The sequence below is a fragment of the Pedobacter sp. JCM 36344 genome (assembly GCF_046546555.1).
In the GTDB taxonomy this organism is placed as follows: Bacteria; Bacteroidota; Bacteroidia; order Sphingobacteriales; family Sphingobacteriaceae; genus Pedobacter.
Map to the genome: position 1 here is coordinate 1 of NZ_JBKHKK010000007.1, position 22,673 is coordinate 22,673.

The 22,673-nt window shown below is 38.8% G+C and carries 21 protein-coding genes and 1 pseudogene; 9 read left to right on the forward strand and 13 right to left on the reverse strand.

Going from position 1 to position 22,673, the window contains the following annotated elements:
- Positions 1–193 precede the first annotated feature (193 nt).
- Positions 194–682, forward strand: coding sequence for a hypothetical protein (locus ACHFIZ_RS08145; protein ID WP_410884676.1), 489 nt, complete (start codon positions 194–196; stop codon positions 680–682).
- A 1,411-nt stretch (positions 683–2,093) separates the two neighbouring features.
- On the opposite strand, the gene ACHFIZ_RS08150 is transcribed toward ACHFIZ_RS08145, so the two are convergent.
- Both ACHFIZ_RS08150 and ACHFIZ_RS08155 read right to left on the reverse strand, forming a co-directional pair.
- A complete protein-coding gene (locus ACHFIZ_RS08150) occupies positions 2,094–2,453 on the reverse strand; it encodes a CoA-binding protein (protein WP_410884678.1) in 360 nt (119 codons plus the stop codon).
- A gap of 51 nt (positions 2,454–2,504) precedes the next feature.
- Positions 2,505–4,046, reverse strand: coding sequence for an FAD-dependent protein (locus ACHFIZ_RS08155; RefSeq protein WP_410884680.1), 1,542 nt, complete (start codon positions 4,044–4,046; stop codon positions 2,505–2,507).
- A 269-nt stretch (positions 4,047–4,315) separates the two neighbouring features.
- Between ACHFIZ_RS08155 and ACHFIZ_RS08160 the strand changes: the two genes are divergently transcribed.
- The 4 genes from ACHFIZ_RS08160 to ACHFIZ_RS08175 all read left to right on the forward strand — a co-directional run bounded on the left by ACHFIZ_RS08160 (position 4,316) and on the right by ACHFIZ_RS08175 (position 6,768).
- On the forward strand, positions 4,316–4,897 hold the full coding sequence (locus tag ACHFIZ_RS08160) for a LemA family protein (RefSeq protein WP_410884682.1): 582 nt from the start codon (positions 4,316–4,318) through the stop codon (positions 4,895–4,897).
- 79 nt (positions 4,898–4,976) lie between these two features.
- Positions 4,977–5,417, forward strand: coding sequence for a TPM domain-containing protein (locus tag ACHFIZ_RS08165; protein ID WP_410884684.1), 441 nt, complete (start codon positions 4,977–4,979; stop codon positions 5,415–5,417).
- A gap of 5 nt (positions 5,418–5,422) precedes the next feature.
- On the forward strand, positions 5,423–6,199 hold the full coding sequence (locus ACHFIZ_RS08170; RefSeq protein WP_410884686.1) for a TPM domain-containing protein: 777 nt from the start codon (positions 5,423–5,425) through the stop codon (positions 6,197–6,199).
- Positions 6,200–6,216: 17 nt separating this feature from the next.
- Complete coding sequence (locus ACHFIZ_RS08175) at positions 6,217–6,768, forward strand: NUDIX hydrolase (protein WP_410884688.1); 552 nt, start codon at positions 6,217–6,219, stop codon at positions 6,766–6,768.
- Positions 6,769–6,772: 4 nt separating this feature from the next.
- Here the strand turns inward: ACHFIZ_RS08175 and dnaA are convergent, their stop codons facing one another.
- From dnaA to ACHFIZ_RS08190, 3 genes are all read right to left on the reverse strand, one after another.
- The gene (gene dnaA / locus ACHFIZ_RS08180) at positions 6,773–8,203 is read right to left on the reverse strand and encodes a chromosomal replication initiator protein DnaA (protein WP_410884690.1); all 1,431 of its coding nucleotides are present in this window, start codon (positions 8,201–8,203) and stop codon (positions 6,773–6,775) included.
- A gap of 182 nt (positions 8,204–8,385) precedes the next feature.
- The gene (locus ACHFIZ_RS08185; protein ID WP_410884692.1) at positions 8,386–9,939 is read right to left on the reverse strand and encodes a methylmalonyl-CoA mutase; all 1,554 of its coding nucleotides are present in this window, start codon (positions 9,937–9,939) and stop codon (positions 8,386–8,388) included.
- A 10-nt stretch (positions 9,940–9,949) separates the two neighbouring features.
- On the reverse strand, positions 9,950–10,471 hold the full coding sequence (locus ACHFIZ_RS08190) for a hypothetical protein (protein ID WP_410884694.1): 522 nt from the start codon (positions 10,469–10,471) through the stop codon (positions 9,950–9,952).
- A gap of 120 nt (positions 10,472–10,591) precedes the next feature.
- Between ACHFIZ_RS08190 and ACHFIZ_RS08195 the strand changes: the two genes are divergently transcribed.
- Both ACHFIZ_RS08195 and ACHFIZ_RS08200 read left to right on the forward strand, forming a co-directional pair.
- Positions 10,592–10,945, forward strand: coding sequence for a HesB/IscA family protein (locus ACHFIZ_RS08195; protein WP_410884696.1), 354 nt, complete (start codon positions 10,592–10,594; stop codon positions 10,943–10,945).
- 89 nt (positions 10,946–11,034) lie between these two features.
- A complete protein-coding gene (locus ACHFIZ_RS08200) occupies positions 11,035–12,267 on the forward strand; it encodes an ABC transporter permease (RefSeq protein ID WP_410884698.1) in 1,233 nt (410 codons plus the stop codon).
- A 21-nt stretch (positions 12,268–12,288) separates the two neighbouring features.
- Here ACHFIZ_RS08200 and ACHFIZ_RS08205 read toward each other — a convergent pair whose 3' ends face one another.
- From ACHFIZ_RS08205 to ACHFIZ_RS08215, 3 genes are read right to left on the reverse strand one after another with little or no spacing between them, the layout of a single operon-like run.
- Positions 12,289–12,855 carry a hypothetical protein gene (locus tag ACHFIZ_RS08205; RefSeq protein WP_410884700.1) on the reverse strand — a complete coding sequence of 189 codons (567 nt, stop codon included), beginning with the start codon at positions 12,853–12,855 and terminating at the stop codon, positions 12,289–12,291.
- Positions 12,855–13,877 (reverse strand): UDP-glucose 4-epimerase GalE, encoded by a 1,023-nt coding sequence (gene galE / locus ACHFIZ_RS08210; protein WP_410884702.1) that lies wholly within the window; start codon positions 13,875–13,877, stop codon positions 12,855–12,857. The genes ACHFIZ_RS08205 and galE overlap by 1 nt, the downstream gene beginning before the upstream one ends.
- A gap of 7 nt (positions 13,878–13,884) precedes the next feature.
- The gene (locus ACHFIZ_RS08215; protein ID WP_410884704.1) at positions 13,885–14,874 is read right to left on the reverse strand and encodes a UDP-glucuronic acid decarboxylase family protein; all 990 of its coding nucleotides are present in this window, start codon (positions 14,872–14,874) and stop codon (positions 13,885–13,887) included.
- Between the two features lie 136 nt (positions 14,875–15,010).
- Between ACHFIZ_RS08215 and ACHFIZ_RS08220 the strand changes: the two genes are divergently transcribed.
- Positions 15,011–16,228, forward strand: coding sequence for a 3-deoxy-D-manno-octulosonic acid transferase (locus ACHFIZ_RS08220; RefSeq protein WP_410884706.1), 1,218 nt, complete (start codon positions 15,011–15,013; stop codon positions 16,226–16,228).
- Between the two features lie 4 nt (positions 16,229–16,232).
- Here ACHFIZ_RS08220 and hemH read toward each other — a convergent pair whose 3' ends face one another.
- The 4 genes from hemH to ACHFIZ_RS08240 form a co-directional block, all read right to left on the reverse strand.
- Positions 16,233–17,246 (reverse strand): ferrochelatase, encoded by a 1,014-nt coding sequence (gene hemH, locus ACHFIZ_RS08225; protein WP_410884708.1) that lies wholly within the window; start codon positions 17,244–17,246, stop codon positions 16,233–16,235.
- A 64-nt stretch (positions 17,247–17,310) separates the two neighbouring features.
- Entirely contained in the window at positions 17,311–18,159 is an 849-nt protein-coding gene (locus ACHFIZ_RS08230) for a 4-hydroxy-3-methylbut-2-enyl diphosphate reductase (RefSeq protein ID WP_410884710.1), read from the reverse strand.
- Between the two features lie 50 nt (positions 18,160–18,209).
- Complete coding sequence (locus ACHFIZ_RS08235) at positions 18,210–19,130, reverse strand: hypothetical protein (RefSeq protein WP_410884712.1); 921 nt, start codon at positions 19,128–19,130, stop codon at positions 18,210–18,212.
- 358 nt (positions 19,131–19,488) lie between these two features.
- Complete coding sequence (locus ACHFIZ_RS08240; protein ID WP_410884714.1) at positions 19,489–19,998, reverse strand: phosphoribosyltransferase family protein; 510 nt, start codon at positions 19,996–19,998, stop codon at positions 19,489–19,491.
- Positions 19,999–20,198: 200 nt separating this feature from the next.
- On the opposite strand from ACHFIZ_RS08240, the pseudogene ACHFIZ_RS08245 reads away from it, so the two are divergent.
- A pseudogene (locus ACHFIZ_RS08245) lies at positions 20,199–20,873 on the forward strand (head GIN domain-containing protein).
- A 211-nt stretch (positions 20,874–21,084) separates the two neighbouring features.
- Here the strand turns inward: ACHFIZ_RS08245 and ACHFIZ_RS08250 are convergent.
- Positions 21,085–22,542 (reverse strand): IS1182 family transposase, encoded by a 1,458-nt coding sequence (locus ACHFIZ_RS08250; RefSeq protein ID WP_410884716.1) that lies wholly within the window; start codon positions 22,540–22,542, stop codon positions 21,085–21,087.
- Between the last annotated feature and the right edge of the window lie 131 nt (positions 22,543–22,673).

Sequence of the window (22,673 nt, forward strand, 5' to 3'; positions counted from 1 at the left end):
ATTGCTGTATCCTTTTTAAGTCCTAAATTTAAGAAAAAACCGAAGGTCATTCCCATTAAATCACATTCTGATCTGGATTGATATGGTAAATATTTGATTTCTAGGAGCGACGATGGGCAAATGATGATTTGGAAATTTAACGACAATTGTTGTTTTACATTATAGGATATAGTATATTACTAGCTACAATAATATGATTATAAATCGAGTAGGGTTCCTATCTTTAATAATAGCAATCATTCTATTTAGTTGCAAAAAAAAGATTACCGACGAGCAGTTTGAACAAAAAGTTTTAAGCGAAATATTTTTAAAAGTTGTTGATTCGACTTATATGGATCAAAGACTTTTTATGAGTTTTCCGGAAAGAGGAAAAGATATTTATGACCAAAATAGAAAATGGGTTGGGCGAGATTTAATTGGACAACACAAAAGAAATATCGATTATGAAATTAAAATAGAAGCCTTAAAAAATGACACACTTAATCTTATTATCGCTATTGGAAGGGGTTGCTTAATAAATGACAATACAGAACTACAAAATTATAATAATCGAAAATTTATATTTAAACACCTTTCCGAATTACCTCCAGCTATTAATTATAAAAATTGGACTGCTAAGTATCCTAAATTTGCAGGAGTTTTGGTTTTTTTAATATGGAATTTGATGTTAGAAAAGAATTAGGAACTTTTGAGGTAGGTTATTATTGCGGAGATAGATGTGGTTTAGGTTATTTAGTCATTATTGAAAAAATAGATAATAAAAAAAATAGATAATAAATGGGTAATTAGCAAAGTTAAAGATACATGGATCTTATAAATAGATTGCAAACAGCTATTTTGAGCTAGTGCGTGATTTAGTGGAATTACCGTTTCGCATCCCATTTTCGCTCAGCCGAAATATTAATGGTTGCAAAGAACGCAGCATCTCAAAACAGCAAAACCTTCGTTCATGCTAAGGACTCCCGGATTTTAAAGTGATCTACCAAGACGATCCCATTTCCGAACAACAATCAGATCATCTTTTCTTATATTTTAAAAAGTTTTTTAAGTTCGGGTCTATTTTCATTCTTTCCAGGTATCATTTCTTGGTAGATTATGGTGCAACCATAATTAGCAGATCATTAAATTGAAGTTATAAATTTTGATCAACAGTATTTGCTATTGCGAATCCAATCATTATCATATGATAATGATTGGATTATATTTTGTTGATATTTTAGCAGTAAAATGACCGCTGAAAAGTTTTATATTATTGCTCGAGCATTTTTCGCGGTAGTGCCTGTACATTGTTTCGAACCAAAGCTTGATCAAGCAACAGATTAATTTCTAACCCATTGTGATCTTGAAAAATATTAATTGAGATGCTGGTGGGCAATTTAAGCCTTAATTGCTTATTGCGCAGTTAGCATTTTAAGTGAACACTTAAGGATTTATGTGTACAGTTACCAGTTTAAGTGTGCAGTTAACACTTTTTAAATATAAAATCTGCTTTTTTTAAATAGCAGTATTGTAGGTTCGTTTAAGCAATCAACCAATGCTGCTTCTAATTATGCTACTAAATACTTCTACATTTCCCTATTTCAGGGCCACAAAGAACGGCGTTACTAGTTTATTACTAGTGCCCTCAGCTATGTCTCGGCTTCGTGTCTGCTTCGGGTCTGCTTCGTGTCTGCTAGCGCTCGGCCCGAAGCAAACAGCCATAAAACACATAGCGGAGCGGTATTTGAAAAACTTCAGTACAAACCACATATCAACGACAGTATTTTCTCAAAAAACAGAGTTGGAGAAATTTAGAATTATAATAGCCGAATGCCAGATCAATGCAAACCTATCTAAACAGCTTCGGCTAAAAGCTCATCTACTGCCTATAGTGAATAGTGTAGTTGACACGCTGTTGTCCTGTACTTTTGGCATAGAAGTCCTTAAACGCCTATTTTATTAAAAAAACCGATAGAAAGCTAATAATGGACTACAATAAGATTGCTTGAACAAACCGGAAGAATTTTGGTAAATTCAGCGATATAAAAATTAGAACCAAGCTCAAACTGAGATTGCATAAGAAATGCTAAGTTGAATTAGCTGTTTAGAATAGATTAATACTGACCAGTAGACAATAAGACTAATGTACACGCCTCCACTGGCTCAATGCCATTCTGTTTAAGCAATGTCTCTAGCTGCTCATTTTCAGTTCCAGGGTTAAAAATGACCCGCTTAGGGCTAGTCTTAAGGATATAATTATGGTATTGAGCTTGCAAATCCGTACCGATGTATAAAGTAATTGTATGAATATCATTGTGGATTGCATCAGGCATCTCAATCTCTTCAACGGCTACCTCCCCTTTCTTGATTCCAACATTAACAATGTCATGACCTTTAGATTTAAGCAGCTGAGCAGCTTTAAAAGCATATCGTGCAGGATTTGGCGTGGCTCCAATAATTAAAGTTTTCTTCATAACGTAGTATATATCGTATTAAATTTTACAACAAACAAATTCAGATAGTGTTTAGCTAACTTTCAATACCGCATTCGCACAGTTAATGCCGTCGATTGCGGCAGAAACGATACCTCCAGCATATCCCGCACCTTCTGCGCATGGAAACAACCCTGAAACCAATGGATGCTGGTAGCTTTCCTTATCCCTCGGGATCCGAACAGGTGAAGAACTTCTGCTTTCAACACCCACTAAAATAGCCTCATTGGTATAGTAACCTTTCATCTTCTTACCAAACACAGGCAATGCTTTCCTTAGGCTTGATGCAACAAATCCTGGAAGAATTTCATCAAGTAATGCACTTTTGGTACCCGGCAAATAAGAATTTACTGGCAGGTCTACAGATAGTCTCTTTTCCACAAAATCAACCATCCGCTGTCCCGGTGCAACCAAATCACCGCCACCTAATCTAAAAGCGTTCTTTTCTATTTCGGATTGAAAGTTCATCATCCGCAAAGGATCTTCACCTTGCACATCATCAAGGGTGATTTGTACTACTGTGCCTGAATTGGCAAAAGGATTATTTCTTTTAGAAGGAGACCATCCATTAACCACAATCTCATTATCATGTGTAGCACAAGGTGCAATAATGCCACCGGGGCACATACAGAATGAGAACACCCCGCGTTCTTCCACCTGTTCCACCAAGCTATAATAGGCAGGAGGCAAAAATTCACTTCTAATAGCACAGTGGTATTGGGCAGCATCAATAATGGCCTGCGGATGCTCTATGCGAACACCTAAGGCGAAGGGTTTCGCCTCAACAGTGATGCCATTGCTATTTAACAACTCATAAATATCTCTGGCAGAATGACCAGTAGCCAAGATCACAGCATTCGTTTTAAGTGTTTCACCATCGTTAACTACCACGCCAGTTATTTTGCCAAACGATACAGTTAGATCAGTTACTTTTTGATTAAAATGAACTTCCCCACCAGCATTTAAAATAGTCTCCCGGATGCTTGTAATAATTTGAGGAAGCTTGTTGGTGCCGATATGCGGACGAGCATCAATCATAATATCAGCGGTCGCCCCGTGTTGCACAAAAATTTGCAATACTTTATTGATATCCCCGCGTTTGTTGGATCGGGTGTAAAGTTTGCCATCTGAGTAAGTTCCAGCCCCTCCTTCCCCGTAACAGTAGTTTGATTCCGTGTTAACTAGGCCATCTTTATTTATCGCTGCAAGATCGCGCCTTCGCTGCTTTACGTCTTTTCCACGTTCTAAAACTACTGGCTTCAAACCATTCTCTATGCACTGTAAAGCAGCGAACAATCCTGCCGGACCAGCGCCAACAATAATGACGCGCCTACCATTAGAAACATTTGGATAAGTATAATTTACTAGCTGTTCCACAGGTTTCTCATCAATAAAAACCTTCACTTGGAGGCGATAAATTACTTTTCTGGATCTCGCATCAATTGACCTTTTTAAAATTTGATAGCCACCTATATGCTTTACTCCTAAGTTCAGGGCAGCAGCAAGCTGCTCATTTATCGTATGTTTGAGCTCAAGATCTTCAGGAGCGATGGTTATTTCTATGTCTTTCTGCATATAATGTAGTCAGGTATCTATCCCGAATGAAACAAAGGTACGAATACCGAAGGATAGGAATAAGGCAAACTTATCTTCTTCAGGAAGTGTCAGAATGTCTTGAGAGGTTGAGTAGAGCATTAATCAACCTGACAACAACTGAAGATTGTCAGGTTTTTGCCTCCCATTGTAACAAAGGTATACTTATTGAGTTCTAATCTGTAGATTAACAATTGAAAACAAACGATATCTCCCGTAAAGGGTTGTTATCTTAAACAAAAACAGAAAATATGAAAAAAGTAGTTTTAGTAGTAGTCGGAGTTTTGTTTCTACTCGTCGCTGTTAGTGGCTGTGGTTACAACGGTCTTATAAAAATGGACGAGAATGTTAAAACCAAATGGGCACAAGTTGAAACTCAATACCAACGTCGCTCAGATCTTATCCCAAATTTAGTAAGTACAGTCAAAGGTGCTGCAAAATTTGAACAAACCACACTGACCCAAGTGATAGAGGCCCGTTCTAAAGCGAGTCAGATCACTATCGATCCAGACAAACTAACGGAAGAAAACATGCAGAAATATCAGGCAGCTCAAGGGCAATTAAGTCAGGCTCTGGGTAAACTGATGGTGTTAACTGAAAATTACCCGGAATTGAAGGCTACACAACAGTTTAGTGAGCTTTCCGCTCAGTTGGAAGGAACTGAAAATAGAATTGCCGTTTCCAGAAAAGACTTCAATGAGTCCGTGCAAACTTACAATACAAAGGTGAGGTCATTTCCGAATAACCTGACAGCGGGTATGTTTGGTTTTAACCAGAAGGCTGCTTTCAAAGCAGAGGCAGGTTCACAAAATGCGCCAAAAGTTGAATTTTAATCTTTGACAATAATAAAGGTAATGTGCGTTTAAGAGATTAGACAATCATTATCTTTTATTTTTCACATACAATCCTATCATGGGCATATTCACAGAAGAACAACAAGAACAAATCTCCAATGCAATCGCTGAAGCTGAGAAAGCAACCTCTGGAGAGATTAGAATAGCAATAGATAAGCATTGTGAAGGCGATCCAATTGAAAGGGCTACTTCTCATTTTAGTAAGTTGGGGATGCATAAGACTTCAAGACATAATGGTGTGTTAATATATTTGGCTCATGCCGATCATAAATTCGCCATAATTGGAGATAGTGGTATAAACAGAGTGGTGCCAAAAGATTTCTGGGAAACAACCAAAGTAGCCATGCAAGCACACTTCGCTTCCGGCAATTTAACACAAGGCATCATTGCAGGCATCCTGTTGGCAGGCGAAAAGTTGGCCACTTTCTACCCCTTTGAACAGGGAGACATCAATGAACTTCCGAACGAGATTGTTTTTATGGATCAAAACAAACGTTAGTGAGTATGAAAAAACTACTAATCGCATTATTCCTGATTTCATCCAGCTATGCCGGATTCGCGCAAGACTTTCCTGCCAAGCCAAGCACACTGGTTAACGATTACACAAATACCTTAAGCACTGCTCAAAAACAGCAGTTAGAGCAAAAACTAATCACATTCGGTGACTCAAGTTCTACACAGATCGCAATCGCAATTGTGAAAACTGTTGGAGATTATGATATTAACGAATACGCGCTAGGACTAGGTCGCAAGTGGGGTGTAGGTCAGGCCGGCAAAAATAACGGCATAATGATCGTAGTTGCACTCGGCGATCGTAAAATCTCTATTCAGACAGGCTATGGCGTAGAGGGTGTTTTGCCTGATATCTATGCAAAACGAATCATTGAAAACGATATAAAACCAGCCTTCAAAGCTGGAAACTATTACCAGGGACTCGAAGATGGAACAACTTCTATTATAAAATACACGAGGGGTGAGTATAAAAATGATGCGCCAAAATCCAAAAACAATAAGGGCGGAGGCATCGGATCGATCGTGATCTTAATCGTCATCATTGCGGTGGTAGTTGCCTTAATTAAAAGAGGAGGCGGTGGTGGTGGTGGTCAGGTGATTGGTGGCCGTGGTGTTTCGAACGCCTTATTTTTGGGTATGCTTTTAGGAAGTGGTAGAAGCTCTGGCGGTGGCTGGGGCGGCGGTGGTAGCAGTAGTAGCGGCGGCGGCGGTTTCGGTGGATTCGGCGGTGGTAGTTTCGGCGGCGGCGGTAGCAGCGGAAGCTGGTAATCCTTTATATCTTATAGATGGAAATTATAAAATGGAAAACAATCTCTTCCAAATACCTTGTTAAAGAGAAGTGGGCAACGTTGAGGGTTGATGTTGTTGACCTCCAGAACGGAGTGATTAAAGACGACTACTATGTTCTTGAGTACCCAAACTGGGTAACAGCAGTTGCTATTACTCAGGATAATAAAATCATTATGGTTCGCCAATATCGCCATGGAGGTGATATCATTTCATTGGAAATACCCGGTGGGGTGATCGATGGAGAGGAAAGTCCTGAAGAAGCTATAAAAAGAGAGATGCTGGAAGAAACGGGTTACACTTTTGATAGTGTTGAACTTCTGGCCAGCAACTATCCAAATCCTGCAACATCTAATAACATCTCTTATACCTATTTGTTGAAGGGAGGTGTTAAAACTCACAAACAACATTTAGATGAACATGAGATTTTAGTTGTTGAGGAATATACAATTGCGGAGGTAAAACAGCTACTTAAGACCAATGAAATTGCACAGTCTATTCACTGCACTGCTTTGATGTATGGTTTGATGGCTTTGGGTGAGCTAGCCTAAAAGACTAGCTCATCTTTAATTTCTTTTGGATATCGTGAACATATCCTTTGAATTTTTTATCGGTATCAATTAAATCTTCAACAGTCTGACAAGCATAAATAACTGTTGAGTGATCTCTTCCTCCAAAAAAAGCACCGATAGTTTTTAGTGAAGATTTCGTATGGCTCTTAGAAAGATACATAGAAATTTGACGTGCCTGTACAATCTCTCGCTTTCGTGTTTGGGATTTCACCATGTCAATAGGTACTTCAAAATAGTCACATACTAGTTTCTGAATGTATTCCATTGAGATCTCTTTAGTAGTATTCTTGATAAAGTTCTTCAGCATTTGTTTTGCTAAAGCAAGATCGATGTCTTTCTTGTTTAGGGTAGACTGCGCAAGTAATGAAACCATAGCGCCTTCAAGCTCACGAACATTGTTGTCAATGTTATGGGCAACATACTCTACCACTTCTGCAGGAAGTTCAATTCCGTCAGCATACATCTTTTTCCGTAGGATAGCAATCCTTGTTTCCAAATCAGGGATCTGAAGATCGGCAGAAAGCCCCCATTTAAAACGGCTCAAGAGCCTTTCTTCTAAACCTGCTAAGTCTTTTGGCGCCTTATCAGAGGACAAGATCACTTGTTTACCCGACTGATGCAGATGATTAAAGATATGGAAGAAGATATCCTGAGTTTTTTCTTTACCCGCAAAGTTGTGTACGTCATCCATAATGATTACATCCATTGCCTGATAGAAATTCACAAAGTCATTAATGGTATTGTTTTTTAAAGAGTCAACAAACTGCTGACAGAATTTCTCGCAAGACACGTAGATTACCAGTTTATCTGGCATGTTACGCTTAATCTCGTTGCCAATAGCCTGCGCAAGGTGCGTTTTACCTAAGCCTACCCCGCCATAGATCATTAATGGATTGAAAGAAGTACCGCCAGGCTTTGCCGCAACAGCATAGCCTGCAGATCTTGCTAAACGATTGCAATCTCCTTCAATGTAGTTATCAAAAGTGTAGTTTGAATTCAGCTGAGGATCTACGTTCAGCTTTTTCAACCCAGGTATTATAAATGGGTTTCTAATATCCTTATTTATTGAAACAGGAATTGGCATTGATTGAATCTTTGCTTCTGCCCCATTTCCGTTACTCGGCATATTAGTAGTATAAGGAGAACCGGTGTTCGATGATTTGTCTACAACGATATTATATTCTAACCTACCTTCATCTCCAAGTTGCTTTTTCACTGTTTTACGCAATAGCCCTACGTAATGTTCTTCCAACCATTCATAGAAAAACAAACTAGGAACCTGGATGGTTAAAACTTTGCCATCCAATTTCAGAGCTGATATCGGTTCGAACCAAGTTTTGAAACTTTGGTTCGGAATGTTATCCTTAATGATTTGGAGACAATTCTTCCATACTTCGGTACAAGTTTTTTCCATTGCAATTCTATAATTTGTTGGTTTACAGTAACGATACAAGCACTAAAAACTGGCTGTTTCGAGAGATCGAATATTCAAAAAATTATCAACAAATGAAACATAAATTTCATCTATTTTGTAAGTACTTAGCTTGCAACAGCATATCATGCTTAACCTAAATTTTTTGTGTTGATAACTATTTTTTAACATTGCTTATGTTCCCCAAATACCTCACGGAATACGTTGGCGATTTCACCAAGTGTGGCGTAAGCTTCTACTGCAACCAATATGACAGGCATGAGATTTTCCTCACCTAAGGCTGTATCCTTCAAATTAGCAAGAGCGTTCTTAACCAACAAATCATCCCTTTCAGACTTCAGGAGCGCTATCTTGTCCGATTGCGCAAGGCGAATTGAATCATCTATCTTGAATCCTTCTATTGTTCCTTCCTCCTGTTGAACAAAACGATTCACTCCTACAATAACCCTACTACCCTCTTCAACTTCCAGCTGGTATTTATAAGAAGCAGCCGCAATCTCGTTTTGCACATAGTCATTTTCAATAGCATTTACAGCACCCCCCATAGCGTCAATTTTATCTATATATAGCTGTGCAGCTGATTCAATTTCATTAGTCAAACTTTCGATAAAATAAGAGCCTCCCAGAGGGTCTACCGTATCAGTAATTCCGCTCTCAAAGGCAATGATTTGTTGAGTACGCAAAGCCACTTTCGCAGCGGCTTCAGTAGGTAAGGACAATGCCTCATCATAACCATTAGTATGCAAGGATTGAGTTCCTCCAATTACCGCAGCCATGGCCTGATTGGCCACCCGAACCACGTTATTCAAAGGCTGCTGAGCTGTCAAAGTCGAACCTCCGGTTTGCGTATGAAATCTTAACATTTGAGCTTTTTCGTCTGCTGCCCCTAATGATTTTGTGATGTTAGCCCACATTCTTCTAGCAGCCCTAAATTTCGCAATCTCTTCAAAAAAGTTATTGTGACAATTGAAGAAAAAGGATAAACGCTTTGCAAATACATTTATATCCAATCCCTTTTCCAATGCCGCAATCAAGTAAGCTTTCCCATTCGCAAGCGTGAAAGCGAGTTCCTGAACGGCCGTACTTCCAGCTTCTCTAATGTGGTATCCGGAGATTGATATAGTATTCCATTTAGGAACTTCTTTGCTACAATATTCAAATATATCAGTGATAATACGCATGGAGGCCTTTGGTGGGTATATATAGGTTCCCCTTGCAGCATACTCTTTTAATATATCATTCTGAATGGTACCTGAAATTTGTCGAATATCTGCGCCCTGCTTCTTGGCCAATGCAATATACATGGCCAGCAAAATGGATGCGGTAGCATTTATGGTCATTGAGGTAGTTATTTTTTGCAACTCTATGCCATCAAATAGTTGTTCCATATCTCTCAAAGAGTCAATAGCCACGCCTACCTTACCGACCTCACCGTCAGACATTTCATGATCAGAATCATACCCTATCTGAGTTGGTAGATCAAAAGCCACTGATAAACCAGTGGTCCCTTGAGCAAGTAAGTAGTGATAACGCTTATTCGATTCTTCTGCTGTTGAGAAGCCTGCATACTGCCTCATGGTCCACAATCGACCTCTGTACATGTCCTTTTGAATACCCCTGGTGAAAGGAAATATTCCAGGACTATCCTCAAGAGGAATGGCAGAACAGTAAACTTCCTTAATTTCTATGCCGGACGTTGTGACAAATTTATTCTCCATAATATGATTTCTAGTGAATTCCCTTTTTTATCAGCGTTAGGGTTAAATCGTAAGGGTTTTCCTGCATTAAAGAAATATGTTGTAAGATCCTCTTGCTTAAATCGACCCCGGTTGCATCCGATTCAAGACCCTTAGCCGCATTACCAACCATTGCTATCGTGTCTTCCTTTAGCCTTTTTATTACATTCCAGGTTTCATATCCAATATAAAGCTGCTGCGTGATGTTGTGCTGATATTCTGAATTGATTTCGTTTATTACTAAAGATTGCAGATCTGCAACATTGATACCTCGATGATGTAATCTTACCAGAACATTTGATGGATTGATACGTTCAACAAACACGATCATCCTTTCGTGCGCCTGAAGTTTAAGCGGGAGCAACTCATCATTACCTGTGGATGTTGTTTCAGGAAATTTAAGATCCAGATATTTGTCGAACTCTTTTCTGAATAAATAATGTGCAAAAGTAAGAATGACTATTGCAGGAATAATAAACGTTGCGACTTGATATAGAAAAGCTGGTAAATACATTTGAAATTGTTTATCTACGGTAATAATTAAGAGGTCACCTCAACAAAAATGTACATTTTATTTATCTTTACATCAGAAATCAGTTTTTTCAGTAGGTGAAGAAATATTTATTTATAAGCTATGAGTAATACAGTTGAAACAGCGTTTGCACCGGTAGTATTTACAGCAGGTGCGGTTAAAGAACTTCTGAAGTTAAGAGACCAGCAAGAGATCTCTGAAGACTTTGGTTTACGTGTTGGTGTAGATGGAGGTGGTTGTTCAGGGATGAGCTATGTTCTAGGTTTCGATCAAAAAAAAGATGGTGATCAGGAATTTATGATAGATGAAATTAGAGTCTTCATGAATAAAGCCCACCAAATGTATCTTCTGGGAATGCAGGTAGATTGGCATGACGGCTTGAACTCTAGAGGCTTTACTTTCAGTAACCCAAATGCGGCCAGCACTTGTGGTTGCGGCACAAGCTTTGCCGTTTAATTAATCATAATTGTAACATTATAACCAGTCCCGTTGTCTTAACAGCGGGACTTTTTATTTTACACCCACAGAGATTTTATCTAACAATAATGACCTATACCGAAAACGCCAAACTAGCCATACATTCCATAAAAAGTAATAGGTTGCGTACAATGCTAACTGCATTAATTATAGCAATAGGCTTGTCAGCTTTAGTGGGGATATTAACCACACTAGATGCTGTAAAAAAAAGTATGACAGAAGCTTTCTCAAGTATGGGTGCCAATTCATTTACCATCAGGAACAGAGGTATAGGCATTAGGATCGGTGGTGGCGGGCAAAGACCGAAACCATTCAGGTCAATTAAATATGAAGATGCGATTAACTTTAAAGAACATCTTATTGCGCCTGCAACTGTAGCTATAAGCGTAAACGCTAGTGGTGGTGCTACAGCAAAATACGATAATGAAAAGACCAATCCAAATATTAACATCATGGGAATTGATGAGAATGGATTAAATTCTCAGGGACTAAATCTTGGGATGGGTAGAAATTTCACCATCGCAGAAACGCAGGGTGGAAACAATCTGTGTATTATTGGTAGTGAGATAAGCACAAAACTCTTTAAAGACGGATCCCCATTGGATAAAATCATCAATGTTGGAAACCATCGCCTCAAAGTAGTCGGAGTACTCGAGTCAAAAGGTCAGAGTATGGGCTTTAGTGGTGACAGAGCAGTATTTGTCCCGCTCCTAAAGGCCAAACTAATCAATTCAAACTCAAATCCTTCCTATACCATCACAGTTATGGTCGTCAACAATGACCAGATGGAAAATGTTATTGGCGAATCTACAGGTGAGTTCAGGAAAATAAGAAAGGTTAAGATTGCGGAACCCAATAACTTTGAGATCATTAAAAGTGATGCCGTCGCGCAAACATTATTTGAAAACCTGAAATACATAGTAATGGGTGGAATAGCTATTGGAGGAATAACTTTAATTGGCGCATCGATAGGTCTGATGAACATTATGCTTGTATCCGTTACAGAAAGAACCCGCGAAATAGGTATCAGAAAAGCGATCGGCGCAAACCCATCGGTTATCAGAAAACAGTTTCTTATGGAAGCAGTTATGATCTGTCTTATGGGTGGAGCTTTTGGGATTTTTCTGGGTATAGCCCTTGGGAACTTAATTTCCTTCGCTATGGGTGGCTCCTTTCTGATCCCATGGCAATGGATATCAGGAGGATTTGCGCTTTGCGTTCTTGTAGGGATCGCTTCAGGATACTATCCTGCAAAAAAAGCTTCAAAACTGGATCCAGTTGAAGCTTTAAGGTACGAGTAGAAGGATTCATTAGCTATAAGCTCATATTTCATTTGGCAACCCCAATTCCGTGGCGATAACAGCGGTTTTGTGAGTATATATTTTTTTTAGAATGACATTTACTTGTACCTTCATGTCAAACTGTATGTCCTCATGAAGCCTTTTAAACTTATTAAGTAAAGCGATTACGGCCTTAACATAATAGATGAATAACTTTTCATTGAACTTATACATCGGAGAGAAAATACCGTCTTTAAAATCAATCGGAACATCTTTTAGAAGATGAATTCTTAATTCGATCTCGGTCATTGTATTCTTTGTGACCTTTTGATGATGGCTAATACTTCCACTCAGCTTTCTTATCTTCAAAAGTATATCCTTGGATGAACCCTTTCTCGCCGAATTCAATTCCTTTATACCTTCATCAATATGCTCTCGAAGGTGCTGAAATCTTGAATTAAGATCTTCCTCATTTTCAAGAAGCATAAAATGAAGGTGTTCAGTCAATACCTTATCTTTTGCAATAAGTCTAAGCAACAGCTTATCCTTTTCCTTTTCAGGTAAGGATTTAATCTCCGCCTTGAGATCTTTGTGCTCAGCTAAACGCATTAAAAAGGATTATCCTTTAAATACTTTTCCCAATTCCAGGCTGAGCGCATCATGTCCTCTACACCAAGTTCAGCTTTCCAACCTAAAACCTCTGCAGATTTGGTTACATCCCCCCACACTTTCTCCACATCACCATTCCTTCTAGGGCCGATGGCATAGTTAAGCTTCTCCCCTGTTGACTGTTCGAAAGCATTTACGATCTCCAAAACTGTTGATCCTTTCCCAGTACCTAAATTGAAGACTTCATAGTTTGATTCTGCCTTCTTTGCCTCCAGGCGCCTGATGGCGGCTACATGGGCCTTAGCTAAATCCACAACGTGAATATAGTCTCTCACAGCACTTCCATCAGCAGTATCGTAATCATTTCCGTACACAGTAATCTGTCCACGTTTACCGATCGCCGACTGTGTGATAAAAGGAACAAGATTCTGAGGAACACCAATTGGTAATTCACCAATCAATGCAGTACTGTGTGCCCCTACGGGATTAAAGTAACGAAGAGAAATTACATGCAAAGATGGAGTTACAGCACAGGTTTCTTGAAGAATCTCTTCAGCAATCTGCTTAGTATTCCCATAAGGAGACTCTGCTTTTTTGGTTGGAGCGAATTCAGTTACTGGCAACACATCTGGCTGACCATATACAGTGCAGGAAGACGAGAATACCAGACTCAGCGAACGTTTGTAAGCGTTGATAACATTAATGAGCGAGTAAAAGTTATTTTTATAGTATTCAAGCGGTTTCTGAACAGATTCCCCCACGGCTTTGAAAGCGGCGAAGTGAATTACTCCTGCGACATCGGGATGTTGAGCAGCAAATTCATTAACCTTGCTTTCATCACATAGATCAAGCGCTACACACTCCGGAACAATGCCAATAATCGCTTCAATTTGCTTAAGTATTTTATGACTAGAATTAGAAAAGTCATCAATGATAACAACTTCGTATCCTGCGTTATGAAGTTCTACTACGGTGTGCGAACCAATAAATCCTGTTCCTCCGGTTACTAATATTTTAGGCATTCTTCTTTTATCGATTGTAAGTTGTGAAATCTTTATGTTCTTTATTAGTTAGCGCTTCTGCTGGTAGCGACTTGAAATATTCGTAGGTAATCTTCAATCCTTCCGCTCTGCTTACCTTTGGCTCCCAGCCCAATAAGGCTTTTGCTTTGGTAATATCAGGTCTACGTTGTTTTGGATCATCAACAGGAAGATCTCTCAGCACTAATTTTTGCGATGTTCCCGTTAACTTAATGATTTCCTCGCCAAACTGTTTGATGGTGATTTCATCAGGATTACCAATGTTAACAGGCTGCGCATAGTTGCACAGCAATAATCTATAAATGCCCTCGACGAGGTCATCCACATAACAAAACGACCGAGTTTGAGATCCGTCGCCGAAAACTGTTAAATCCTCGCCTCTTAAAGCCTGGCCAATAAATGCTGGCAAGACGCGGCCATCATTTAGACGCATTCTTGGTCCATAGGTGTTAAATATTCTAACGATTCTGGTTTCCAAACCGTGGAAGGTATGATAAGCCATGGTCATGGCTTCCTGGAAACGCTTTGCTTCATCATAAACTCCTCTTGGACCAACAGGGTTTACATTACCCCAATACTCTTCCGGTTGTGGATTTACACTTGGATCGCCATATACCTCTGAAGTAGAAGCAATCAGCATTCTGGCGCCTTTATTTTTTGCCAGTCCCAAAAGATTATGTGTACCTAATGATCCTACTTTCAAAGTTTGAATGGGAATTTTTAGGTAATCAATTGGACTGGCAGGTGAAGCAAAATGCAAGATATAATCAAGTGGGCCTGATACATATACAAATTTTGAAACATCATGGTGGGCGAACTCAAAGTTCTCCAATCCGAATAGATGCTCGATATTCTGAAGATCGCCCGTAATAAGATTATCCATTCCGATAACATAATAATCTTCTTTGATAAACCTATCACACAAGTGTGAGCCTAAAAAGCCAGCAGCACCCGTAATCAACACTCTTTTACGCTCCATCAATTTTTATATTTATAACTGTATTTTCTGCGAAATATCTATCTACTCAAAGATTAAAACGGGTAATTACACCTTATGAATTTCATTCTAATTTTATTGAAGTATCTTCGGCTAAGTTAATAAATAAACGAACAAAATGCTTTGGCTTTACAATATTGGAATTCAGTTTTACGGGTCAATTATTGCTATTTTTGCTCTATTCAATAGAAAGGCGGCACTTTTCACAAAAGGGAGAGTCAATTTACTTAAAAAAGTAGGTCAGATTATAGACCCTACGAAAAAGCACATCTGGTTTCATTTCGCATCACTTGGCGAATTTGAACAAGGAAGACCCGTCCTCGAAAAGATAAAAAAAGTTTATCCTGGTAAGCGCATTGTTATCACCTTTTTTTCTCCTTCAGGATATGAAATCAGAAAAGATTATCCCGAAGCCGATGGTGTATTTTATCTTCCTTTAGACACTTCCTATAATGCCAATAAACTCATTGCGGCTTTTAACCCGGAAATGGTCATTTTTACTAAATATGAATATTGGTATCACTACTATAATACCTTATCTACGAGGCAAATCCCTATCTTCATCATATCAGGAATTTTCAGACCAGGACAAATATACTTCAAATGGTATGGAGGATTCAACAGGAAGATCTTAAGTTTTGTTAGTCACTTCTTTGTGCAAAACGAAGAGAGTAAGAATTTGCTCCAGCAAATAAACATCGCTAATGTCACCGTAAGCGGCGACACGCGCTTTGACCGTGTTTCAGAAAATGCTCAATCACCCAAGCAACTGGAAATTGTTGCGAGATTCTCCAAAAATGAGAAAGTTTTTATTGCTGGAAGCAGCTGGCCGGAAGATGAACAACTGATTAGCGAGCTTGCTAAAGTTCAATCAGACTGGAAATTCATCATCGCCCCACATGAAATAGATCGGAATCACATTTCCAATATCGAAAGGCTTTTTCCAAATTCTATTAAATTCTCAAACGCTGGAGTTGAGAACACCGCACAAGTTTTGATCATAGACAACATCGGACTACTTTCTTCAATTTATCAGTATGGGAATATCGCTTATATTGGTGGTGGTTTTGGAGTTGGCATCCACAATACGCTTGAAGCCGCAGCATTTGGGATTCCAGTGATCTTCGGACCAAACTACCAAAGGTTCCAGGAAGCAAAAGATTTGATCAGCATAGGAGGCGCCAAAAGCATTTCTAATAATGCCGAGCTAAACAATGCGTTCAAAAGTTTAACATCAACACCTGAACCCGGTCAACTTGCCGGCCGTTATGTCGATGAACAAAAGGGGTCAACGGAAAAAATCTTTAACTATCTGTTCAGCAGGCTGGAACAGTAATAGCCTATGCGATTACCATGTCTGCTAATGCATCAATAAATTTTGGATTGTCATTTAAACTTTCTACTAGCTGAACATGTTCGCCTCCTAAAGCTTTAAATTCTTCATAGTACTCTACGGTGATTTCGTAAAGTGTTTCCAGGCAGTCTGCAACGAAGGCCGGGCTAAATACTAGTAAGCGTTTTTTACCTTCAGCAGCCAATTTTTTCAAAACATCGGTTGTATAAGGTTGAACCCAAGGTTCTTTACCCAATCGCGATTGAAAGCATACTGTGTAATTCTCCCTTTCAATTCCTAATTTCGCCGCGATAAGGCTAGCAGTATGGTGCCCCTGTGCGGAATAACAAAACTTATTGGTGTCATTGAAATTATCACAACATGCATCTTTTTTCAGGCAGTAATGACCGGTTTGATCGCACTTTAAAAGCTGACGTTGCGGAAGACCATGGAAGCTAAAAAGTATATGATCGAAACTGGAAGGATTGTATTTAGCGGCGTTCTCAGCAAAAGTTTCAATCATCAATTCGTTATCGTGGAATGAATTAACAAAAGAAATTGGAGGTATGGTAGCCCATTTGCCTACGATTTCCATAACACTTTGCATCACTGATCCAGTACTGGCAGACGCATACTGTGGAAACATCGGAATGACCTTAATACTATCTACCAAACCGGCTTTCATCTTTTCTAACGCTGAAATTATAGAAGGGTTTTGATAACGCATTGCAAGCTCTACATGGTAATCATCACCAAGTTTTTTTTGCAATAAAGCTGTCTGAATTTTGCTGTAATACAGCAAAGGAGAGCCGTTTTCATCCCAGACCTCTTTATACAATTTGGAGGTTTTCGGACTGCGGAACGGAACTATAATGCCTTTCACAAGTAATGTACGATTGAAAGCATTGATATCAATTACCCGCTCATCCATCAGAAACTGATCAAGATACTTCCTTACATCGCTAACTTCCGGACTATCAGGAGTTCCCAAATTCACTAACAATACACCCTTTTTTCCCATAATATACTAAAATATTAACTTTTTAAAACTTTGTTCTTACTTGCGAAAATTGAATAATTACTTTTTAATGATTGAGAAGAAAAGTCTTAACTTCTTCCATTAGCCACATAGGAGTTGATGTAGCTCCACAAATTCCCACCTTATCACGTGGAGATAACCAGCTGAAGTTTATTTCTTCAATATGTGATATGAAGTAAGAATTTGGATTGAACTTTTTGCAAACCTCATGCAAGACTTTGCCGTTAGACGATTTCTTACCAGACACAAATAAAATGACATCGTAGTTCACCACAAACTTCTCAAGATCTGAGTATCGGTTAGAAACCTGGCGACAAATCGTATCGTTGGCCTTCACCTCATACCCCCTACCTATGAGCTGGTCTTTGATGTCGTAAAATTTGTCGGTGCTTTTGGTTGTCTGACTATACAGTGTAAATTTTGAAGGTAATTCTACATGATCCAATTCAGAAAGATCCTGAAAAACAATGGCCTCACCGTCGGTTTGGCCTTGCAAACCTATCACTTCAGCGTGGCCGTGTTTGCCAAAAATAAGGATCTGTTCATTATCATCATGGGAGCTTTTTATTCGATTTTGGAGCTTTAACACCACTGGACAAGAAGCATCAATTAATGTGAGATTATTGTTTAGCGCTAGCTCATAAGTCGAAGGCGCTTCACCATGTGCCCTGATAAGCACCTTTTCACCGTACAAATTTTTGAATTGATCGTGAGTAATTATCCGAAGACCTTTAACCGTAAGCCGTTTTACTTCCTCATCATTATGAACTATGTCACCTAAACAGTATAAATAATCTTCATGATCAAGTATATCCTCTGCCATATCGATGGCATAAACTACCCCAAAACAGAATCCTGATGCCTTATCTATGGTGACGGTTAAATCGTAATTCATTATAGGTTCCACACTTTTACAACACAAAACTACGTAAAAAGAGCATGATATTAACTTTTCGAATGTATTCCAGAGGTAAACAATTTTTTTAAGGTGCCAGAAATTAATAGTCCTGTTAGCGCTACCATTTGCAAAGGATGAAGAATCACATTTATCAAAGGGTTTTGCTTAGTTAAAAAGGAGATCATTATTCTTGTTAAAAATATGAGTCCAAACGGTAGCGAAATAAACGCAAGTTGGGAGTTCAAAATCAAAACCAATGGCCCCGCGATTAAAAACAACAAGTAAACCGCAATTGTTAGCGGGTTTCTATCAAAAGTCGATAACAATTGTTTAGATGCTTCGTTGACTGAAGTCCGTTTGTTACTCAAAATCATTCCATTCGCAAGTAATGTTTCAGCCTTTTTTTCATCTTTTTCGCCCTCTTCGCTATCCGCATTTCTTCGTTTATAACTTTCGGCGTCATAAAATACGTGTCGTTCCCAGGCTGCGGCTGACCAGGGTAGGTTTAGCAGCCTTACCAAACGCAAAGGCAATAAGTTGAGTAAAACAAAGTCTGGAATTGGTTCCAATAAGTAGTCTTGGAAACTATTGAGACTTCTGTTAGGTATTAGCACAACTAACTTTAAATTAAAAACTTTAGCCCTATAAATAAGGCTGTTTAAAAGACCCATTTTAATTACCGAGCATGAATCTACAAATAGCAGATACCTACCCTTTGCATTTGCTGCGGTAGTGCTTAGCTCCTCATTAGAACCTACCATCAGAACTTCAACATTTTTGTAGTCCTGACAGGAAATGGATTGAATCAATTCTGTAGCATCAACCGAAGACGGAGAAATGATTATTGAGACTTTATCATCAAATTTCTTCCCATAGTGGCCTAACTTAGGATTAGAGAGGAAGTTGAATACCGTAACACTAAAACGCAAGATTAAAAATACTAGCACTATATAGATAAACACAATCATGAAACAGTAATTTGATTACGTATTGTTTCCTGGTAATGTTTGTTGTATTCGCTTTTAAGGAGCTGCAGACTCATGTACTCCCCTCCATCCCAACTTTTAAATTCAGTTTTTAGAGATAGTTTTCTGGTGGAATTATTCATAAGTGTTGCGAAAAACAAAACCTGAAATTTCTTTTTCGAGGCATTAAAAACTTGCATGATTCCCTTTTCAAAGCCTATGCTGGACATCTGGCTTGGATACCTCCGTCGCTGAGGAAAAATCAGGATAAGGTTAGTCGGATTGTCAAATAGTTGTCCTGCATGTAACAAAGTTTCTAAGGTGTCTTTTCCTTTTTTCTCAGGAAATTAAATACAATACATCAACTTAGATAAACCTTGTCTTCTTCACCCTCTACGTCCATCACTACATCAACATGTTCTTTTAAAACAGTTGCCAATTGCAATCCCACAAAATCTGTAGCAATAGGGAATATCTTGTGGCTTCTATCAACTAAAACAACGGTCCTTATCTTCTTGTGGGGTGTGTTTATGAAAACACCTAATCCGTAAGCGAGGGTCTTACCACTATTTAAAACGTCGTCAACAAGGATGATTACCTTATTTTTCCACTGAGATTCATCAAGATCAGTCTTAGCCACCAATTTACTGTTTTTTCCATCAAGATCTATTTTTAGCATAGTGATCTTAATAGCGCAGATGCAGGAAAGGACTTCTTTAAGCCGCAAAGCTAGTTTGTAACCCCTATCCCAGATACCGGCCAACACAATTTCCTTCTCCCCCAAGTTATCTTCCAGAATCTGATAAGCGATTCTATTGATTTTTTGTTGGATTTGCTTTTGGTTGAGTATCAGTAATTGGGTTTCAGGCATTATATTATCTTGTTTGTTTTGCTACAAAATGAACCATTTTAACATTGATAATCAAACTTACCTAAAAATAAATTATTCAGTCTCTAAAAATATTATTCCTTCCATGCAACGTTTGGTGTTGGTCTGCGTCTAATCATTGCAAAACGCTTAATGTAAGAACTATGAAAAGTCAATCTCAATTCAAAACCCTACTTCTTTTAATGTTCATATTGTTTTATGTTTTGCCTGCACATTCCCAACAGAACAGAAATTTACCGCTTGCTAATTTCCAGGAAATATCTGTTTCCAGCGGTATAGATTTATACTTAAGCCAGGGAAATACAGAAAGTGTAAAGGTGGTAGCGCATGAGGATTTGATCGACAATGTGATTGTTGAAAAATCTGGTAGCTCACTAAAAGTGAAATACAAAGATAATATCAGCTGGAGCCGCCTACTGCAAAACCAAAGTATCAAAGTATATATTACTTGTAAAAAAATAACCGCAATTAACGCAAGCGGAGGCAGTGATGTCTATGGTTAAAATACATTAAAAACAAATACGATCAACATTTCGGCCTCGGGAGGCTCAGACATAACACTCAGCTTGGCAACTCAGAATCTGGAACTAAGAACAAGTGGAGGTTCGGATGTTGACTTAAAAGGAAAAGCAGTTAATATGAATGCCAGCTTAAGTGGCGGGAGCGACATTGAGGCGCTGGAACTTTTGGTTGACTATGCTAAAGTAAATGCAAGCGGAGGATCAGATGCTAAAGTCAATGTTGAAAAAGGGCTGCAAGCAGATGCGAGTGGAGGAAGTGATGTGTATTATAAAGGGAATGCTTCCCTTAAAAAAACCTCTACAAGTAAAAGTGGGGATGTAAAAAAGCTTAAGTAAAATTTAGATAGTTAATATTTAAAAAACCTTCCTGGTGGATGCGAGGCCACTGAAAAAGTTCCTTGTTAAGGAGCAATCCTGAAAGCGATTAAGTAAAGCACTGGTTTTACTTAATCGCTTTTTTTATGAACCATGTTATTGTGAGTATGGCCTTGTGTAAAAAAGCAGGTGAGTACGGGTTTTATAGGCTATTTTTCTAAGTTTTATGCGGCTAGGTGGTTAGTTTAAGGATTCTTTTCAGGTTTACAGTGAATATCGCTAACGCTCCCTGCATTTGCATGTTGGTAATGCCATTAGATATTGCCCGCCCATAACCATGGACGTTCTTTAACTCGCTATTCTTTGCTTCAATCTTATATCGGTGGCTGGCCTTTTCTCTATAATATTCGGTTTGCTGAAAGGCCATCTGTCCCTTGTGTAAACTTGATTTTATGGATACGGAATAGGATTTAGTCTTTGCCCCGGTTTTATAGCAACTATCTTTTAATGAACAGATCTTGCATTTTTCAACGTCAAAGTAGTAGGTGTCTACCTGATTTTTTCCAACGTTCTTTTCCCCCTGTCTTGCTTTTCGAATGGCTATATGTCCTGCAGGACACACAAACATGTCCGCAGCTTTATTGTAATCGAACCTATCTTCATCCTTTCTAAAGCCTTGAGTTATCGAAGGGTTTAGCTTGGCTACAATGTTTATGTTTTGATCACTTTTATCTTTCAGTTTAAGGTTCTCCTTGCCAGAATACGCAGAATCGCCGATCACCGTATCTACCTGAATTCCATTATCCTGACTTATTTTCAAAAGAATTGGCAGTTCAGGACCATCACCTTTCTCACCCGAGGTGACCACTGCAGCTGTGATAATGCGTTCTTCTGTCATGGCCAGATGGGTCTTGTAACCAAAAAATTTGCTGTCAACTGATTTATGTCCGGTCCTGGCATCCCTGTCTTTGGAAAGCGTATAGTTTTCCTGAGTATCTTCCACTATTTCCTTTAACAGGTTCAACTTCTGTTTGACAGCAGGAATTAAACATAACGCCTGATCTGATTCAATAAGCTTTTCAAGCTCCTTGCAATAAGCCAATTCATCTGCCAGCTCACCCGAAGCGTTCTTTTCAGGCATGCGGCCTTTCATATCTTCGTCTATACTGTAAACTGCTTTTCGCAACAGTTTTGAACGTTCTCTCAGAACCTCAAGTGCAGAATATGGATTTGATCTGGATAGGGAATGCGTAGCATCAACAATAATAGACCTTGACTTAATAATGTCTTTCTCTATAGCTAGAGAGACCGTTTTACCAATTAAAAGGTTCAATAGATCAGCATCCTTCAAACGAAGCTTTCGGAACTTGGTCAACGAACTTGGATTGATAACAGCTTCCTCGGGTGACATGTCAAGAAAATATTTGAAGGACATATCATACATAGAACGTTCAACGACATCAACGTCCGAAATGGTGTAGATCGTTTTCAGCAACAGGTACTTAAACATGCGTACAGGACTTTCTGCCATACGCCCATTATTTAAACAATATTTATCCAAAAGCTCTTCGTAAATAAATGCGAAATCTATTAGTTCGCTGATCTTGCGCAGTAGGTTGTCCTTAGGAACTATCAGGGCATAGAGGCCTGAAAAAGCACTAAATTGAAGTTTTTGTTGTTGAGCTAACATCTTAAATGCCTTTTCTAAATCCACTAGAAGATACAAAAAAAAGAGCAGAAAACCTTGGTTCTTCTGCTCTTTTTAAAGCCCGTATTGCTTAAAAGAACTTTTTCAGTGGCCTCGGTGGATGCCGGCAGGTT

Excerpts from the sequence above, each read along its gene's own strand:
- ACHFIZ_RS08190 (WP_410884694.1), bottom strand. The coding sequence starts at position 10,471 with ATGTATTTACCAGCTTTTCTATATCAAGTCGCAACGTTTATTATTCCT.
- ACHFIZ_RS08205 (WP_410884700.1), bottom strand. The coding sequence starts at position 12,855 with ATGCGTTTAGCTGAGCACAAAGATCTCAAGGCGGAGATTAAATCCTTA.
- ACHFIZ_RS08160 (WP_410884682.1), top strand. The coding sequence starts at position 4,316 with ATGAAAAAAGTAGTTTTAGTAGTAGTCGGAGTTTTGTTTCTACTCGTC.
- ACHFIZ_RS08175 (WP_410884688.1), top strand. The coding sequence starts at position 6,217 with ATGGAAATTATAAAATGGAAAACAATCTCTTCCAAATACCTTGTTAAA.
- hemH (WP_410884708.1), bottom strand. The coding sequence starts at position 17,246 with ATGGGAAAAAAGGGTGTATTGTTAGTGAATTTGGGAACTCCTGATAGT.
- ACHFIZ_RS08235 (WP_410884712.1), bottom strand. The coding sequence starts at position 19,130 with ATGATTGTGTTTATCTATATAGTGCTAGTATTTTTAATCTTGCGTTTT.
- ACHFIZ_RS08200 (WP_410884698.1), top strand. The coding sequence starts at position 11,035 with ATGACCTATACCGAAAACGCCAAACTAGCCATACATTCCATAAAAAGT.
- dnaA (WP_410884690.1), bottom strand. The coding sequence starts at position 8,203 with ATGGAAAAAACTTGTACCGAAGTATGGAAGAATTGTCTCCAAATCATT.
- ACHFIZ_RS08150 (WP_410884678.1), bottom strand. The coding sequence starts at position 2,453 with ATGAAGAAAACTTTAATTATTGGAGCCACGCCAAATCCTGCACGATAT.
- galE (WP_410884702.1), bottom strand. The coding sequence starts at position 13,877 with ATGCCTAAAATATTAGTAACCGGAGGAACAGGATTTATTGGTTCGCAC.
- ACHFIZ_RS08155 (WP_410884680.1), bottom strand. The coding sequence starts at position 4,046 with ATGCAGAAAGACATAGAAATAACCATCGCTCCTGAAGATCTTGAGCTC.
- ACHFIZ_RS08165 (WP_410884684.1), top strand. The coding sequence starts at position 4,977 with ATGGGCATATTCACAGAAGAACAACAAGAACAAATCTCCAATGCAATC.
- ACHFIZ_RS08240 (WP_410884714.1), bottom strand. The coding sequence starts at position 19,998 with ATGCCTGAAACCCAATTACTGATACTCAACCAAAAGCAAATCCAACAA.
- ACHFIZ_RS08220 (WP_410884706.1), top strand. The coding sequence starts at position 15,011 with ATGCTTTGGCTTTACAATATTGGAATTCAGTTTTACGGGTCAATTATT.
- ACHFIZ_RS08215 (WP_410884704.1), bottom strand. The coding sequence starts at position 14,874 with ATGGAGCGTAAAAGAGTGTTGATTACGGGTGCTGCTGGCTTTTTAGGC.
- ACHFIZ_RS08145 (WP_410884676.1), top strand. The coding sequence starts at position 194 with ATGATTATAAATCGAGTAGGGTTCCTATCTTTAATAATAGCAATCATT.
- ACHFIZ_RS08195 (WP_410884696.1), top strand. The coding sequence starts at position 10,592 with ATGAGTAATACAGTTGAAACAGCGTTTGCACCGGTAGTATTTACAGCA.
- ACHFIZ_RS08170 (WP_410884686.1), top strand. The coding sequence starts at position 5,423 with ATGAAAAAACTACTAATCGCATTATTCCTGATTTCATCCAGCTATGCC.
- ACHFIZ_RS08185 (WP_410884692.1), bottom strand. The coding sequence starts at position 9,939 with ATGGAGAATAAATTTGTCACAACGTCCGGCATAGAAATTAAGGAAGTT.
- ACHFIZ_RS08250 (WP_410884716.1), bottom strand. The coding sequence starts at position 22,542 with ATGTTAGCTCAACAACAAAAACTTCAATTTAGTGCTTTTTCAGGCCTC.
- ACHFIZ_RS08230 (WP_410884710.1), bottom strand. The coding sequence starts at position 18,159 with ATGAATTACGATTTAACCGTCACCATAGATAAGGCATCAGGATTCTGT.